13 protein-coding genes and 1 pseudogene are annotated in these 15,512 nt (G+C 63.1%); 8 read left to right on the top strand and 6 right to left on the bottom strand.

Features of this window, described 5'->3' with window-relative positions:
* The first annotated feature begins 83 nt into the window (after positions 1-83).
* Complete coding sequence (locus AC1D13_RS10980; protein ID WP_457281430.1) at positions 84-1,367, top strand: SPFH domain-containing protein; 1,284 nt, start codon at positions 84-86, stop codon at positions 1,365-1,367.
* The gene (locus AC1D13_RS10975) at positions 1,367-2,791 is read left to right on the top strand and encodes a hypothetical protein (protein WP_457281431.1); all 1,425 of its coding nucleotides are present in this window, start codon (positions 1,367-1,369) and stop codon (positions 2,789-2,791) included. The genes AC1D13_RS10980 and AC1D13_RS10975 overlap by 1 nt, the downstream gene beginning before the upstream one ends.
* 19 nt (positions 2,792-2,810) lie before the next feature.
* Here the strand turns inward: AC1D13_RS10975 and AC1D13_RS10970 are convergent, their stop codons facing one another.
* Positions 2,811-3,653 carry a creatininase family protein gene (locus AC1D13_RS10970; RefSeq protein ID WP_477666460.1) on the bottom strand — a complete coding sequence of 281 codons (843 nt, stop codon included), beginning with the start codon at positions 3,651-3,653 and terminating at the stop codon, positions 2,811-2,813.
* A 167-nt stretch (positions 3,654-3,820) separates the two neighbouring features.
* A pseudogene (locus AC1D13_RS10965) lies at positions 3,821-4,048 on the bottom strand (IS1595 family transposase); the annotation flags it as partial.
* A 228-nt stretch (positions 4,049-4,276) separates the two neighbouring features.
* Here AC1D13_RS10965 and AC1D13_RS10960 point away from each other — a divergent pair.
* Positions 4,277-4,489 carry a hypothetical protein gene (locus AC1D13_RS10960; RefSeq protein WP_477666459.1) on the top strand — a complete coding sequence of 71 codons (213 nt, stop codon included), beginning with the start codon at positions 4,277-4,279 and terminating at the stop codon, positions 4,487-4,489.
* A gap of 98 nt (positions 4,490-4,587) precedes the next feature.
* On the opposite strand, the gene ubiA is transcribed toward AC1D13_RS10960, so the two are convergent.
* The 4 genes from ubiA to recG form a co-directional block, all read right to left on the bottom strand.
* Positions 4,588-5,436, bottom strand: a complete 849-nt coding sequence (ubiA, locus tag AC1D13_RS10955) for a 4-hydroxybenzoate octaprenyltransferase (protein WP_477666458.1) — start codon at positions 5,434-5,436, stop codon at positions 4,588-4,590.
* Positions 5,437-5,602: 166 nt separating this feature from the next.
* Positions 5,603-6,127, bottom strand: coding sequence for a Dps family protein (locus AC1D13_RS10950; protein WP_477666457.1), 525 nt, complete (start codon positions 6,125-6,127; stop codon positions 5,603-5,605).
* Positions 6,128-6,218: 91 nt separating this feature from the next.
* Complete coding sequence (locus tag AC1D13_RS10945; RefSeq protein WP_477666456.1) at positions 6,219-7,220, bottom strand: LysR substrate-binding domain-containing protein; 1,002 nt, start codon at positions 7,218-7,220, stop codon at positions 6,219-6,221.
* 47 nt (positions 7,221-7,267) lie between these two features.
* Positions 7,268-9,418 (bottom strand): ATP-dependent DNA helicase RecG, encoded by a 2,151-nt coding sequence (recG, locus tag AC1D13_RS10940; protein ID WP_477689534.1) that lies wholly within the window; start codon positions 9,416-9,418, stop codon positions 7,268-7,270.
* Positions 9,419-9,674: 256 nt separating this feature from the next.
* On the opposite strand from recG, the gene queA reads away from it, so the two are divergent.
* The 5 genes from queA to AC1D13_RS10915 are packed head-to-tail and all read left to right on the top strand — an operon-like array spanning position 9,675 to position 15,503.
* Positions 9,675-10,736, top strand: coding sequence for a tRNA preQ1(34) S-adenosylmethionine ribosyltransferase-isomerase QueA (gene queA / locus AC1D13_RS10935; protein WP_457281438.1), 1,062 nt, complete (start codon positions 9,675-9,677; stop codon positions 10,734-10,736).
* 31 nt (positions 10,737-10,767) lie between these two features.
* On the top strand, positions 10,768-11,931 hold the full coding sequence (tgt, locus tag AC1D13_RS10930) for a tRNA guanosine(34) transglycosylase Tgt (RefSeq protein WP_457281439.1): 1,164 nt from the start codon (positions 10,768-10,770) through the stop codon (positions 11,929-11,931).
* Between the two features lie 3 nt (positions 11,932-11,934).
* Positions 11,935-13,167 carry a glycosyltransferase family 9 protein gene (locus AC1D13_RS10925; protein WP_477689533.1) on the top strand — a complete coding sequence of 411 codons (1,233 nt, stop codon included), beginning with the start codon at positions 11,935-11,937 and terminating at the stop codon, positions 13,165-13,167.
* 10 nt (positions 13,168-13,177) lie between these two features.
* Positions 13,178-13,717, top strand: a complete 540-nt coding sequence (locus tag AC1D13_RS10920; RefSeq protein ID WP_457281441.1) for a GtrA family protein — start codon at positions 13,178-13,180, stop codon at positions 13,715-13,717.
* Positions 13,704-15,503, top strand: a complete 1,800-nt coding sequence (locus AC1D13_RS10915; RefSeq protein WP_477689532.1) for an ArnT family glycosyltransferase — start codon at positions 13,704-13,706, stop codon at positions 15,501-15,503. The genes AC1D13_RS10920 and AC1D13_RS10915 overlap by 14 nt, the downstream gene beginning before the upstream one ends.
* Positions 15,504-15,512: the final 9 nt, after the last annotated feature.

Below are 15,512 nucleotides of genomic sequence, written 5' to 3'. Positions count from 1 at the left end.
AATGCTCCGGGCCCGATTCGAACAATGGAGGCCAGAGAAAGCGCAACCCGCGCCTCTCGCCAAACCAACCGGAGGAGCCCATCATGAACCCACGCCTTAGCCGTATTTCCCTGCGCATCCGCGCCATCTTTTCCAGGGGGGTGCGCGGCACCCGCCGTATCGCTGCCACAGGGGTGCAGCGCGCCGCCAGCGCCAGCGGCCTGATGATCGCCACCGCCGCGGCGGGCGCGGTCGGCTACCTGCTGTGGGTGCACCCTCCCATGGAATCGGTGGCGCGCGGCGACGTGGCGATTCGCACCAACCAGCTGACCGGCGGCGTCGACGAATTCCGCGAAGGTTCCCTGCTGCTGCTGCCCGGCCTGCACGAGGTGCGTACCTTCTCGCTGCGCGACCAGGTCTACCGCCCTGAAGGCAGCAGCCGTGCCGACGGCCCCTCGCCCTTCCAGTCGATTGAAGGCATGTCGCTGGGTGTGGACATCACGGTGCGTTATGCACTGGACCCCACCAAGGTGAACGCACTGTCGAAAAACCTGCCTGACGACATTGCCGGCCAGATCGTACAGCCCGCCGTGCAAGGCGTGATCTACAAGACCTTCACCCGCTACACCGTACGGGAGATCTTCTCAAGCAAGCGTGCCGAGATCCAGCAGCTCATCGAAGCCGAACTCAAACCCAAGCTCGCGGCCGACGGCATCCTGCTGCGCACGGTGCAGATGGGCAAGGTCGACTTGCCCGCCGACTACCGCCAGGGCATGGACAAGCTGCTGGCCGAAGAGCTGGCCACGGAAAAGATGCGCTACACGTTGGCCCTGAAGGAAAAGCGCGTCAAGGAAACCGAGCTGGACGCGATGGCCGAAAAAATACGCCGTGAAACCAATGCGCAGGCCGCCGCCAGTGAACAGGTAATTGCAGCCAAAGCGCAGGAAGAAGCCATGAAACATGTCCTTCCCTTCAAGCAAAAGCAGATCGAGCAGCGCCAGCTCGAAGCCGAAGCCGACAAGCAGTCACGCATACGCACGGCGGAGGGCAGCGCCCAGGCGCGGCGCATCGAGGCATCGGGCGAAGCCGATTCGCGCCAGAAACTGGCGGATGCCGAAGCCTACCGGCTGGACCGCGTGGGCAAGATCAACAGCGAGCAGATGGCGCGCGAAGGCGTGCTGATCACGCGCCACCCGCTGCTGATCCAGAAGACCATGGCCGACAAGCTGAGCGACAAGATCACCGTGATCATCGCCCCGCCCTCCACCAGCGGCGGCTTTGTGGGCGCGGGCCTGCTGGGCGGCGCGCCCAAGGCCGGCCGCACCGTGGCGCAAGCGCCGCGCGACGCCGGCACGCAAGACAACAACGACAAAGAAGAGGCCGAATAATGATCACCACCGCACTTCTTACCCTCGCCATCGTGACGCAGGACCAGGCCACCCTGCGCGCCGCGCCGCGTGATTCGGCCGCACAGCAGGCGGCCCTGTGGCAAGGCGACGCGCTCGAGATCCGCGGCCAGCGCATGGATTACCTGCAGGTCTACGACCACAGGCGTGAACGCGCGGGCTTCATCCACGTGAGTCAGGTTCGCACGGTCTCGCTGCAGCCCGAGGACGCGCCGCAGCTCCTCTCGGTGGTGCGCTTCCTGCGCGAAAGCCCGGGCGCCGAAGCCCTGGGCATTGCGTACACGGCCGCTTACCTCAAGGCCGCGCCGGCAGACGCCATAGGCGCGGAAGCCTTTGATGCGTTGGGCACCATGGCCGAACGCCTGGCGCGCCGCGCCTCCATGAAGCACGGCAAGGCCACGAGTGACGTGATCTCTGCGCACATGGAAGTGGCCACCTTTTATGGCGTGAACTTTAAGGGTTATGAGCAGAACGGAAGCATGCAGCTTTGCTACAACGGCGAGGCCTTTCGCCGTGTGCTGGCGCTGCCATCCGACGCCGAGCAACGCGCACGCGCCGCGCTGGCCGTGACCCGCCCCGACTGCATGAGCCCCGACCTGCATCCGCAGGACCGCTTCACGCAAGACCAGTGGCGCGCCGAAGTGCTGGACAAGGTCAGCGCCGCGCAGTTCGCCCAGTTGCCTGAAGTCAGCAAAAACCGTTTGCGCCTGCGCCGTGCCGGCGTGCACGCCAGCCTGGCGTTTGAGCAGGCGCGCCGGGCCGAAGCACCCACGGCAGCCGCCCAGCGCGCCCTGGCGGAACTCGCGGCGGTGAACAAGCTGGAGCTGACGGACAACGACAGGCAGGACTACAACGACGCGGCGATTCGAGTGGGCGCCTCACGATGGGGCGCTGAAACCGCGCTACCCCGCTTCGCCAAACTGACGGTAGCCACCGAGACGGGCCAGGCCGGCGAAACCTGCGTGGCGCTGTACGAAAACAAGGCCGACGGCAAACCCGGCAAGGAGGCCGTGGCCAGGCGCTGCACCTACGGCATCGTGTGGACCGCGTCCGCCAGCGCCCACCCGGATGGCCAGGCCCTGGCGCTCGCGGTGCAGCCGCTGGACGCCTGGCGCGAGCTGTGGGTGTTTCGCAAAAGATCCGGGCAATGGACGATTGAGGTGCTGCCGCCCGCCAGCAATGGCCCCGAGTTGGGCTATGTGGAATTTGCCGGATGGGTGCGCGGCACGCCTCACATGCTGCTGGCCCGCGAGACCCGCATTGCCGGGCGCCTGCGCCGCAGTTTCGAGGTGGCGCGCATGGACAGCTTGACGGCCGAGAAGCAGGCCGGTGACCCGGGAACGCTGGCGGCCTTCGCCCGTTCGCAGGACGCCGCGTGGAAGCGCCAGACCGTGATCCTGCGCTAAATACCCGCCCCGCAACAGCCTAGAACGCGGTTTTATCGCTCAGCGTATCAGCCGGCAGTTGGTCGATCTCCGACAGAAGCCGCGCCAGGCTGCGCCCCGCTGCATTCAGCAGGGCGCGGCCTTTGTCTGCTGTAGCGGCAGCCGCATTGCCCACCGCACCCTGCGGGTTGTAGTCCTGCATCTGCCAGGCCAGCTTGGCGCTGCGGCCGTCACCCAGGATGCTGAACTTCGCAGCCCTGTCCTGTGAAGTGGAGTGAAAGTTCTGCGCCTTGGCCATGTCGACCTGACCCGGCTTGAGCGCCAGCATCATGGAGGTTTCGATCTCGCCGGCGTGGATGCCGAAGCGGTGCTCTTCGGCACTGAACAAATCATTCACGGACTTGCCATCCTCACCTGTGAGCGGCAGGTTGAACCAGTTCACGCTGTAGACCAGCATGCCCAGCCGGGCCCGCAGGTCGCGCGCCACCACGTCCAGCAGGCCAACCTGGCCGCCGTGCGAATTGAGCAGCACCAATTTCTTGACCCCCGTTTGCGCAACGGATTCGGCCAGCTCGGTCCAGAGCCGGATCACGGTCTCGGCTTTTAGCGTGAGCGTGCCGGCAAAGCGATCGTGCTCGGGGCTAAAGCCCACCGCCTGCGTGGGCAAAAACAGCACCGGCTGCGTTGGGGGTAAATGCGGCAAAGCGGCTGCAATCACACCTTCCACCAACGTCGCATCCACATTAAGCGGCAGGTGCGGGCCGTGCTGCTCCACCGCGGCCACCGGCAGCACCGCAATACAGCGGGCCAAGTCCAGGCGCGAAAAGTCAGGGCTTTTCAGGTCGGGCCAGAAACGGGGTGGGTTGGCTGCATCGAAGGTCATGGAGGGTATTTTGAGCTATCTGGCGATGCCGGGGGCTGGGGACTTCTGGCTGGTGGCGAATCGAAACAGTTCTGGCGAGCGGGCAAATCCCCAGGCTCTGGCGGCTCAACCGAGCGTGAAAGCGCACCGATCGCCATCAATCAGGGGCTTAAGAAGCAAAAATCCCGTTAAAGAGGATTGTTTCCCGGCAAGGATAGCAGCGACTTGTACAGGCTGCAGTGGCGGTGGTTGAACCTGAACTCGATTTCCTTCAAGTGCAGTTAGAAGGTGTGCCTGAGTGCACCGCTGAACTGCACCAGACGTCGCTTGGCATAGCGCCAGAAGCTCTCGATACCGTTGACGTGAACTGAGCCCCGGGCAAACTCATTGTTGCCGCGGTTGACCCGCAGGTGTCTTCTGGTGATGAACTTTGCCTCTTAAGCCCCTGAATTAATAGCAATATGATTCTTTTGTCGTGGCAGCACGTGGCCATGGGATTTGCGGATGACCGCGGCCGGGCAAGTCAACCGCCCTGCGAGGGAAGACGTTGAAGAAGAGCGTCTGTCACGGCTGCCCTGGTCCTTCGTGGACAGTTCACCCGGCAACACCCGCACCATAACTTTTCCAACATCCGGAGCTTCCCCATGAACAAATTACTGTCCACCCTCATCAGCGCAGCCGTCCTCGCCATGCCCCTGGCCGTGATCTCCACGCCAGCAGCGGCCCAGGCCGCCGCACCCGCAGCAGCCCCTGCCGCCGCACCTGCCGAAAAAGCCGCCGCGCCCACAAAAGCCAAGGCAAAAGCCAAACACAAGGTCAAGCACAAGGCCAAGGCAAAAGCCAAAAAATCGGTGTAATTTGCGGATGAAGTTCCGCTGAGCCCTTGATCAGGCGGCAGGAATTGAAAAAGCCCGCAGATGCGGGCTTTTTTATGGCCGTCTGTTTCGGCGCAGGCTCAACGGCCCAGGTACGACAGCGCAATTCCCGCAAATACCGTAAAGCCCAGCCAATGGTTGAGCCGAAACGCCTTGAAACAGTCATCGCGCTCGCGCTTGCGGATCAGCCAGCCGTGCCACAACGCCTGCCCGAGCGCCATCGCAATTGCTATTAAATAAATAGCTGGTTGCGCAATATCCATAAGGGCTACAGCCCAAATTAACAGAAAAATCAGGTAGCTGAGCATGACGCCCGCCACATCGAACCGCCCCAGTGTGATGGCCGACGTTTTCATGCCGATCTTCAAGTCGTCGTCACGGTCGACCATGGCGTATTCCGTGTCGTAGGCAATCACCCAGAACAGGTTGCCCAGCAATAGCACCCAGGCCAGCAGCGGAATGCGCGACTGTACGGCGGCAAAAGCCATCGGAATGCCAAAGCTGAAAGCGACCCCCAGCACCGCCTGCGGCATGGAGACATAACGCTTGGCATACGGATAGACCAGCGTTACAGCCAGCGCGGCGAATGACCAGGCGATGGTGACGGTATTGGTGGTGAGTACCAGGCCAAAAGCCAGCAGGGCCAGCACGGCTCCCAGCAACAGCGCCTCCCTGACGGAGACGGCGCCGCTGGTCACGGGCCGCTGCGCCGTGCGTTTGACGTGGCGGTCAAAATCGCGGTCGGCCACATCGTTGACGCAACAACCCGCGCTGCGCATCAGGAAGGTGCCCAAGGTAAACACGGCCAGCAGATGCCAGCCCGGAAAGCCGTGCGAAGCTACCCACAGCGCCGACAGGGTCGGCCACAGCAGCAGCAACCAGCCCGCCGGGCGATTCCAGCGGATCAGTTGCAAATAATTGGCCCCCACGCTTTTCACTTCGTGTAATGCGCTGCCCCCCGAGGGGGCGCTGCGCCTGCGGCCCGGCAAAGCCGGTTCCGCGGCCCCTGCTGGCGAAGAAGCGTCCCTCGCGCTGTTTGCCTGCAGCGGTGCTGATTTGCCGTTATCAGCCTCGTCTGAAACGCGCATGCAAGACTTACTCTTCGAGCAAGGAGCGCAGCATCCAGGCCGTCTGCTCGTGCACCGTCAGGCGCTGCGTCAGCAAGTCCGCGGTCGGCTCGTCACTGGCCTTGTCGGCCAGTGGAAATAATTCGCGTGCCGTGCGTGCGACGGCTTCATGGCCCTGCACCAGGATACGCACCATCTCCAGCGCCTTGGGCGGCACCACAGGTACATCGGGAATCGACGCCAGCTTGCCGAACTGAGCGTAAGAGCCCGGTGCGGGATGGCCCAGCGAGCGGATACGCTCGGCCACCGGGTCAACCGCGGCCCACAGTTCGGTGTACTGCGTCATGAACATCAGGTGCAGCGTGTTGAACATCGGCCCCGTCACATTCCAGTGGAAGTTATGGGTGGTCAAGTACAACGTGTAGGTGTCGGCCAGCAGGCGGCTCAGGCCCTTGGCGATCGCTGCGCGGTCTTTTTCATTGATGCCAATGTTGATGGAAGGTGCGGGCTTGCCGGTGGTTTTGCCGGCTGGTTTGGCAGAAGACTTGGCCATGGTGTTTCCTTTTTTAAAATTCAGGGATAACTTTAACGAAATCAGGACGACGGCCGCAACAGCCGCCGTCAATGCCGGTCATAGACGGGATTCAAGACAGGCGGATGACGCCGGGCAGTTCGCAGGCGTAGATGGCGTTGCGCAGCGCGGCAATGGCCTCGTATCGCGTGAAGCTGCGACGCCAGGCCAGCACCACGCGCCGGCTCGGCACATCGCCGTCAAACGGCAGGTATTTGATGAACGAAGGTTGCTCTGCTGCCACCTTGCTGCGGCTTGCGGCGGGTTTTCCCTTGGCGGGCTTCCCGGCAGCTGCGGCCTGCTCGGCCAGAGCCTCCTTGGGCACGCCCAGTCGGGGCACCAGCGTGATGCCCATGCCCGCCGCCACCATGTGCTTGATGGTTTCCAGCGACGAACCTTCGAAGCTTTTGCTGATGCCTTCGGCGCTGCTGGAAAAGCGTGCAAATTCGGGGCAAACCTCGAGCACGTGGTCGCGAAAGCAATGGCCGGTCCCCAGCAGCAGCATGGTTTCCTTCTTGAGCTCCTCGGCCGTCACGCTTTTGCGGGACGCCAGCGCATGGGCGCTGGGCACCGCCGCCATGAAAGGCTCGTCATACAACGGCGCAATGGCCAGGTTGGTGTCGGGAAAGGGCTCGGCCAGGATGGCGCAGTCAATTTCACCGGTACGCAACTCTTCCAGCAACTTGACGGTGAAGTTTTCCTGCAGCATCAGCGGCATCTGCGGCGTATGCGCAATCGCCTGGCGCACCAGGTCGGGCAACAGGTAGGGGCCAATCGTATAGATCACGCCCAGCCGCAGCGCACCGGCCAGCGGGTCTTTGCCGCGCTTGGCAATTTCCCGGATGTTGTCGGCTTGCTCCAGCACGCTCTGGGCCTGGCGCACGATTTCTTCGCCCAGAGGCGTCACGGTGATTTCGTTGGCGTTACGCTCAAAGAGCTTGACCTGCAGCTCTTCTTCCAGCTTCTTGATGGCCACACTGAGGGTGGGCTGCGAGACGTGACAGGCGTCTGCGCCCTTGCCGAAATGCTTTTCCCGGGCCACAGCGACGATGTATTTGAGTTCGGTCAGCGTCATGGGCTTATTGTGCTGCTTTTCTCAATCGCTGCATCGCCAGATGTTGCTTAGGCCTTCAGGTAATCGGCTTTGCCGCCCAGCCAGCGCAGGATGTGCCGGTGGGCCAGCTCCGCATGCCGGTCCAGCACGAGCGGAGCCCGCTCGCGCGCCCAGGCCAGCAGCGCGGCATCGGTTTCCAGGTCGGCAAAGCGCAACAGCGGCGCCCCCGACTGCCGCGCTCCCAGGAACTCCCCCGGCCCACGGATTTCGAGGTCGCGCCGGGCGATTTCGAAGCCGTCATTGGTTTGCGCCATGGCTTTGAGGCGTTCGCGCGCCATCTCGCCGAGCCGGGACGCTTCGCCGGTCGAATACAGCAGCACGCATGCCGACGCTGCCGCGCCGCGCCCGACACGGCCGCGCAGCTGGTGCAACTGGCTCAGGCCAAAGCGCTCGGCATGCTCGATCACCATCAGCGAAGCATTGGGCACGTCAACGCCCACCTCGATCACCGTCGTACTCACCAGCACGCCCATTTTCCCGGCGGTGAACTGGCTCATTACGGCCTTCTTTTCTGCAACCGGCATACGCGAATGCAGCAGCTCCACGCTGACGCCTGGCAAGGCCGCGCTCAACGCTTCATGCGTTTGCGTGGCATTGACCAGGTCGATGGACTCGCTTTCCTCGATCAGTGGGCAGACCCAGTAAATCTGCCGCCCTTCCGCCAGCTGCCCGCGTATGCGCGTGATCACTTCGTCGCGCCGCGCGTCGCTCACCACCTTGGTCACGATGGGCGTGCGGCCGGGCGGCAGCTCGTCGATGGTGGAGACGTCAAGGTCAGCGTAATAACTCATCGCCAGCGTGCGCGGAATCGGCGTGGCGGTCATCATCAAAAGATGGGGTTCCTGCCCGCCTTCAGTCATTTTGCTGCGCAGGGCCAGCCGCTGCGCCACGCCAAAGCGGTGCTGCTCGTCAATGATGGCGAGCGCCAGGTTTTTGAACTTCACCTTGTCCTGGATCACAGCGTGTGTGCCTATGACCAGACCGGCCTCCCCGCTCTCGATCAGCGCCAGCATCTCGCGCCGCTCTTTTGTTTTCTGGCTGCCGGTCAACCAGGCGGTCTTGATGCCCAGCGGCTCCAGCCAGCCGATCAGCTTGCTGAAGTGCTGCTCGGCCAGGATTTCCGTAGGCGCCATCAGCGCGCATTGCCAGCCCGCATCCATGCAGCGTGCCGCAGCCAGCGCCGCCACCACCGTTTTGCCGGCGCCCACGTCGCCCTGTAACAGGCGGTGCATGGGGATGTTTTTTTTCAGGTCCGCTTCAATCTCGTTGCACACGCGCTGCTGGGCGGCGGTCAACCGGAAAGGCAGGCGCTCCAGCAATTGGTCATGCAGCGTGCACTGCGTGCCGCGCATGGGCGGGCCCACCAGCGAAGGTGCGCGCATGGCTGCGCGTATGCGCCTGGCCTGCAGCTGCGACAGCTGCTGGGCCAGCAGCTCTTCGGCCTTGAGCCGCTGCCAGGCCGGGTGGCTGCGGTCTTCCAGCGTGGCCAGCGAGACATCTGGCGTGGGGTGATGCAAAAACTGTAGCGCCTCGCGCAGATTCCATAAGGGCTGCAGCCTGTTTTCACCTAAAACCTCAGGCGGAAAGGTCTCGCGGAGATCAGCCCGCGCCAGGCCGCTGAGCACGGCTTTTCGCAGGTAGGTTTGCGGCAGTCCGGCCACGGTGGGATACACCGGCGTCAGTGCGCCGGGCAGCTCACCGCCGGCCAGTCTGAAGCTGGGGTGGATCATTTCACGGCTGAGGAAGCCGCCGCGGATTTCACCCCGCACCCGAACATGGGCGCCTGTGCTCAGCGTTTTCTGGTGAGCCGGGTAAAAATTGATGAAGCGCAGCACGCAGGTGCCGCTGCCGTCGTCTACCGTCACCCGCAGCTGTCGGCGCGGGCGAAAGGCGATCTCGCTGTGCGTCACCTGGCCTTCGATTTGCACCAGATCGCCGTCCCGCGCGTCCGCCAGCCGCACGATGCGGGTTTCATCCTCGTAGCGCAGGGGCAGGTGCAAGGCCAGATCGATGTCGCGGCGCAGGCCCAGCTTCTCCAGGGCTTTTTGCGCAGGGGATTTGGGCGGGGCTTTCTCAACCTGCGGGCGGAGCACAGCGTTGTCCCCGACTGCAGTCTCAGGCGGGACAGTTTTTCGGACGGAGGCACCAGGAGGCGACATGGGACAATTGTGCCGTCAACCTAGCAACCGCAGTTGACCTCTTGCAAACCTCTCAGAATCCGCTTGAATACCGTCACCCCTCCCTTCGCTGGCACTCAGCTTGTGCATAACAACGCTATGCACCCGATTGCGCCACCCGCACAGCACCATGCGGCGTTGCTCCGCCTTGTGGGCAACAGCCCACAGCGTTGTCGCGCCTTGCCTGGCGCAGCGCGGGCGGCACACTCGGGCGCATCCAACTGCGGTTTCTAGGTTTATGAAGCCCCATTTCACCCTCAGCGATTTTGATTTCACGCTGCCCGAAGAACTCATTGCCCAACACCCTGCCGCCCAGCGCAGCGGCTCGCGCCTGCTTGACGGGCGTGAAGACCTGCCAGTGGACCGGCGGTTCACCGAACTCCCCGGCCTGTTGCTGCCGGGCGACCTGCTGGTGTTCAACGACACCAAAGTCGTCAAAGCCCGCCTCTTCGGCCAGAAAGCCAGCGGCGGCAAACTGGAACTACTGATCGAACGCGTGCTGTCGCCCCATGCGGATGCCGGCCATGAAGTCGCCGCCCACATGAAGGTCAGCAAAAAACCCCTGCCGGGCGCGGTGCTGCAAATGGACGGTGGCTTCACCGCCACGCTGCTGGGCCGCTGGCCCGAGGAAAGCGGACCTCTGTATCGTTTCCGCCTGAGCAGTGACCCCTATGCGCTGATGGCGCAGCATGGCCACGTACCGCTGCCGCCCTACATTACCCATACCGACTCCGCGGACGACGAGCAGCGCTACCAGACGGTGTTTGCCAAAAACCCGGGCGCCGTGGCCGCGCCCACCGCGGCACTGCACTTCGATGAAGCCATATTGGCGCAGCTCGAAGCGCGCGGCATCCAGCGCGCGAGCGTGACGCTGCATGTGGGTGCCGGCACCTTCCAGCCCGTCAAGGCCGAAAACATTGCAGACCACACCATGCATTTCGAGCGTTTTGAGGTCCCTTTGGCCACGCAGCAAGCCATTGCCGCGTGCAAGGCGCGTGGTGGCCGCGTGGTGGCCGTGGGCACCACCACTGTCCGGGCGCTGGAGTCGCACGCCAAATTCGGCCCCGACTGCAACGACACCAACATCTTCATCACCCCGGGCTTTGAATTTGCCGTGGTTGACCTGCTGCTGACCAACTTTCACCTGCCCAAAAGCACGCTGATGATGCTGGTCAGCGCGTTTTCGGGCTACGAACACATCATGGCGCTGTACCGGCATGCGATTGCCGGGCGATACCGCTTTTTCAGCTATGGCGATGCCATGCTGCTGGCCCGTAAAACCCCTCTGGCAGGCGCCTGATACACCCCTATACACCTGCGACAATCCCAAGATGCTCGAATTTGAAGTTCTGAAGACCGACGCCCCGGCCGGCGAAGGGGCCGGCGCCTACCTCGGCTCCTACGCCCGGCGCGGCAAACTGACGCTCAACCACGGTGTGGTGCAAACCCCCATCTTCATGCCGGTCGGCACCTATGGCACGGTCAAGGGCGTGATGCCGCAGTCGCTGCACGACATGGGCGCGCAAATCATCCTGGGCAACACCTTCCATCTCTGGATGCGGCCCGGCCTGGACGTGATGCAGCAGTTCGGCGGCCTGCACAAGTTTGAAAGCTGGAACAAGCCCATCCTGACCGACAGCGGCGGCTTCCAGGTCTGGTCGCTGGGCGAGATGCGCAAGATTTCCGAGGAAGGTGTGAAGTTCGCCTCGCCCGTGAACGGCGACAAGCTGTTTTTGACCCCCGAGATCTCGATGCAGATCCAGACGGTGCTTAACAGCGACATCGTGATGCAATTCGACGAATGCACGCCTTACGACACCAAGGGCCACATCACCACCGAAAGCGAAGCGCGCAGCTCGATGGAGCTGAGCCTGCGCTGGGCCGGCCGCTGCATTGCCGAATTCAAAAAACTGGAGAACCCCAACGCACTCTTCGGCATCGTGCAGGGCGGCATGTTTGAAAACCTGCGCCAGGAATCGCTCGATGCCCTGGTCGAGCTGGATCTGCCCGGTTACGCCATAGGCGGCGTGAGTGTGGGCGAACCCAAGGAAGAAATGCAGCGCATCATGGCGCACACGCCGCATCGCCTGCCGACGAACAAACCGCGCTACCTGATGGGCGTGGGCACGCCTGAAGACCTGGTCGAGGGCGTGGCCGCCGGCGTCGATATGTTCGACTGCGTCATGCCGACCCGCAATGCGCGCAACGGCCACATGTTCACGCGTTTCGGTGACCTGAAGATCCGCAATGCGCGCTACAAGACCGAAGACCAGCCGGTCGACGCGACCTGCGGCTGCTACACCTGCAAGAACTTCTCGCGTGCCTATATGCACCACCTGGACCGCTGCGGCGAGATGCTGGGCCCCATGCTGTCGAGCATCCACAATCTGCATTACTACCTGAACCTGATGCAGGAAGTCCGCGACGCACTGGACGCCGGCCGTTTTGGTGAATTCACCGCGCAGTTCCACGCCGACAGGCAGCGTGGCGTTTAAACGATGAACATCGACCTGCAACGCTGGATTGACCGCTGGGTTGGCATACCGCTGTGCGCAGCGGTATCGGGCGTCGATGCCGTACTGCGGCAATTCCGCTCCGGCGCCGACCCCGCGCCGCGCGCCATCGTGGTCATTTTGCTGTCGGAGATGGGCAGCCTGGTGTTGGCCCACGACATGTTCGCACGCCTGAAGCAGCGGTATCCCGACGCGCCGCTGCATGCCCTGCTCTTCGGCAAGAACCGCGAAATCCTCGACCTCATGCAGGTGGTGGACCCGGCCAACGTGCACACGGTGGACGACAAGTCGCTGGGCGGCCTGCTGTCCAGCCTGTGGAAGGCGATTGGCGAGCTGCGGCGCGCGAATGTTGACGTGGCGATTGACTGCGAGCTGTTCTCGCGGATCAGCAGCCTGCTGTCGTATGCCAGCGGCGCGCGCATCCGCGTGGGCTTTCACCGCCACACGCAGGAAGGCCTGTACCGCGGTTCGCACATCAACCGACCCGTTCCCTACAACCCCTACCAGCACATCAGCGCGCAGTTTCTGACGCTGGCGCGCGCGATTGATTCCACGGCCGTTCCCAAGTCCAAACTGCCCGCGAATCTGGCCGCGGCAGGCACCGGAAAACCACCGCCGCACGTACAGCTGGATGCGGCGCTGGTGCCAGGCATCCGGACGCGATTGGCTCAGGACTTTCCCGCGATTGCCGGCAAGCCTCTCGTGCTGGTCTACCCGGGCGGGGGCATCTTGCCGATACGCGCCTGGCCATTGGCTTCCTACACCGCCTTGTGTGAAGGCCTGGTGGCCGACGGCTGCGCCGTGGCCGTGATCGGCCTGAAAGACGACCAGGCACTGGCGCAGCAGCTGGTGGCCAATGTGCAGGCTGCCTTCCCGGGCAGCCCCGTGATTGACCTGACTGGCTATACGCGATCCATTTCCGAACTGCTGGCGCTCTTTCATGTGGCAAGCCTGTTGGTCACCAACGACGGCGGGCCTGGGCAGTTCGCGGCGCTCACGCCCATCTGGACACTGATGCTGTTTGGCCCCGAGACCCCGGGCCTGTATGCGCCGCTTACACCGCAGTGCCATTCCTTTTACAGCCGGTGGCCGTGTTCGCCTTGCCTCACTGCCTATAACCACCGCTCGTCCTATTGCGACGGCGACAACCAGTGCCTCAAGGTCATTGCGCCCGAAGCCGTACTGGCCAAGGCGCGCGAGTGCCTGGCAACGCCCTGACCTCATTCCGATGACAACACTCCGATCCATAGCAGAGGCTCTTGTCAGCCGCCTGCCTGAGCGCCTGCAACCCATGGCGCGCTGGCGCTTCATCAAGTTCGGCGTGGTGGGCGCCAGCGGCACGGTGGTGAATGTCGCCGTGCTGTATGTTGCCCAGGAATTCCTGTTCAGCCACATTGCCGACTTCCATTCACGGCTGAACTACTCCATCGCGCTGGCCATCACGGTCGCCACCATCAGCAACTTTTACTGGAACCGGCGGCTGACCTGGCGCGACCGCAAGCATGAGGTGCACCACTCGGCACTTTTCCTTTTTTCAAAGTACGTGATGGCGGCTGGCCTGGCCATCGTGCTGCAGTCTCTACTGACCAAATGGCTGGCGCTGTACATGCACTATCTGCTGGCCAATGTGCTGGCGATTGTCTTGTCCAGCGTGTGTAATTTTGTGGCCAATGACCGCATGACATTTCGCCGCCGGCGCGCGAAAATCGTGGCCCCTGATGCCGATGGCGCTGCGCCGCCATCCACCGATATCCATGACAAGTCTTGAGTCCCTGAAAAACCGCGTCCCGGCCCACCGCATCTGGATAGCGCTGGCGCTGCTGGTCGCGCTGGCTTACCTGTTTGGCCTTGCCGGTGACCACATTCCGCGAAATGGCGATGAGCTGGTCTATGCCCATATCGCCCGGCTGACGGCTGCGACCGGCAAGTGGCTTCCGCTGGTCAGCTCCTACGATTTCATGCGCAACACCAAGCCACCCGTGCTGTTTTGGCAGGCGATGGTCGCCGGCGGATGGGGCGGGCACTGGACGCTGCTCAACCTGCGCCTGCCGAGTGTGGTCTATACGTGGGCAATTTCGCTCATGGTCGGGCTGCTGACCTGGAAGATCGTTCGCAACACGGCTACCGGCACTGTCGCTGAAGAGTCGGTCAGCCATGCCGCTTCAACCGATAGCAGCCGCCATGCCCTGACGATGGGCGCCATCGCGACCATCGTGTACCTGTCGTTCTTCAGCACCTACCGCTATGGCAGGCCCTACCTCACCAGTGCACCCGAAACTTTTTGGCTGTTTGGCGTGTTGTTTGCCGTTGCCTGGGCGCCGGCAAAGTTGCTGGCCTCTCGCTGGAAATTTCCATTGCTCGCCGGCTTGGCCGTCGGCATAGGCTGCCTCTACAAATCGTTTGTCATGGTGGTGCCGGTCGGGTTCGGCCTGGCCTTGTGTTACCAGATGCTGGGTGCGCAAAAAGCCCCTTGGGCAATTTCCCGGCCCGGCATCGTCGCCGACGGCATCAAGGTCACAGCCATCTGCGTGCTGGCACTTGCAATCTTCGGATTGTGGTTTGCCATCGACCCGCAACCAGGAGAAGTCTGGCGCGAGTTCGTCGTCGGCGAAAACGCCGGCAAGATGAACTCGTCCAAGGGCTACTTCGCCATCGCGTTCAGCGGCAGCAGCGGCGTGTTGACGATATTGACGGGTTACTTCTCCAACGCCCTTTTCCTGCTACCCGTCGCCGTGGGCTGCTTTGTGGCGGCGTGGCGCGCCTGGCGGCAGCGCAAGGGCACTGGCAAGACCATCAGCGATGCAGAAAAAACCATGTGGCTCTGGATGCTGGCCTTTGCGCTGGTGTTCATGGTGCCCACCCAGCGCTCCACCCGCTACCTGATCCCCGCCATGCCCGCGCTGGCCGTACTGATCGCGTTGTACTGGGAGCGCATCTCGCGTATCTGGTTCAGCCTGACCTTGCTGATCTGCCTGGGCGGCGCGCTGGCCATGGGACTGATCGGCTTTGGCGGGGTGCGGGCTACACAGAATGCCGGACTGTACTCATCGCTCTACTGGCTCTTTATTGGGGCTCTGGCCGTGGCCTGTATTGCGGGCATGATCAGACGTGAGCTGACGCGCCCGGTCGCTGCGCTGAGCAGCTTCGCCGTACTCTTTGCGCTGGCATGGGTGACCCTGCCCTTCAATGGCGACATGGGCCACTTCCGACCCGAGACCGACGCATTGCTCAAAGGCCAGTCCGTGTCGGTGCCGAGCAACTTCAACGGGCACTTTGAGCGCTACGAGTTCATCATTCCGGGTGCCAAAATCGTTCCCTACTTTGCCGCGCAACCGGTGGACTACGAGGACGTGAATGCCCTGTTCAAGAACACGCGCTACGCCCTGGTGCAGCGCCGTGCCGGGCAAAAGCCCTGCGACGGTTGCCGCATCATCGACCAGCGCTGGGACCTGCGCTCACGGCAGGACGAAAAAGAAGGCACGCTGGGCGCGTTCAAGTCGCCCGAAACCTTCTGGTACGCCCGAGAATACCTGGTCGAGCGCGCCGCGCCCTGAGCGCCCGCT

Source organism: Polaromonas sp. P1_E12 (assembly GCF_056405975.1).
This window is presented reverse-complemented; position numbering and strand designations above follow the sequence as displayed.

What these genes read in the sequence shown, in the direction of transcription:
- tgt (WP_457281439.1), top strand. Translation starts at nt 10,768, where the DNA reads ATGCTCGAATTTGAAGTTCTGAAGACCGACGCCCCGGCCGGCGAAGGG.
- queA (WP_457281438.1), top strand. Translation starts at nt 9,675, where the DNA reads ATGAAGCCCCATTTCACCCTCAGCGATTTTGATTTCACGCTGCCCGAA.
- AC1D13_RS10975 (WP_457281431.1), top strand. Translation starts at nt 1,367, where the DNA reads ATGATCACCACCGCACTTCTTACCCTCGCCATCGTGACGCAGGACCAG.
- AC1D13_RS10915 (WP_477689532.1), top strand. Translation starts at nt 13,704, where the DNA reads ATGACAAGTCTTGAGTCCCTGAAAAACCGCGTCCCGGCCCACCGCATC.
- AC1D13_RS10970 (WP_477666460.1), bottom strand. Translation starts at nt 3,653, where the DNA reads ATGACCTTCGATGCAGCCAACCCACCCCGTTTCTGGCCCGACCTGAAA.
- AC1D13_RS10945 (WP_477666456.1), bottom strand. Translation starts at nt 7,220, where the DNA reads ATGACGCTGACCGAACTCAAATACATCGTCGCTGTGGCCCGGGAAAAG.
- recG (WP_477689534.1), bottom strand. Translation starts at nt 9,418, where the DNA reads ATGTCGCCTCCTGGTGCCTCCGTCCGAAAAACTGTCCCGCCTGAGACT.
- AC1D13_RS10950 (WP_477666457.1), bottom strand. Translation starts at nt 6,127, where the DNA reads ATGGCCAAGTCTTCTGCCAAACCAGCCGGCAAAACCACCGGCAAGCCC.
- AC1D13_RS10920 (WP_457281441.1), top strand. Translation starts at nt 13,178, where the DNA reads ATGACAACACTCCGATCCATAGCAGAGGCTCTTGTCAGCCGCCTGCCT.
- AC1D13_RS10960 (WP_477666459.1), top strand. Translation starts at nt 4,277, where the DNA reads ATGAACAAATTACTGTCCACCCTCATCAGCGCAGCCGTCCTCGCCATG.
- AC1D13_RS10980 (WP_457281430.1), top strand. Translation starts at nt 84, where the DNA reads ATGAACCCACGCCTTAGCCGTATTTCCCTGCGCATCCGCGCCATCTTT.
- AC1D13_RS10925 (WP_477689533.1), top strand. Translation starts at nt 11,935, where the DNA reads ATGAACATCGACCTGCAACGCTGGATTGACCGCTGGGTTGGCATACCG.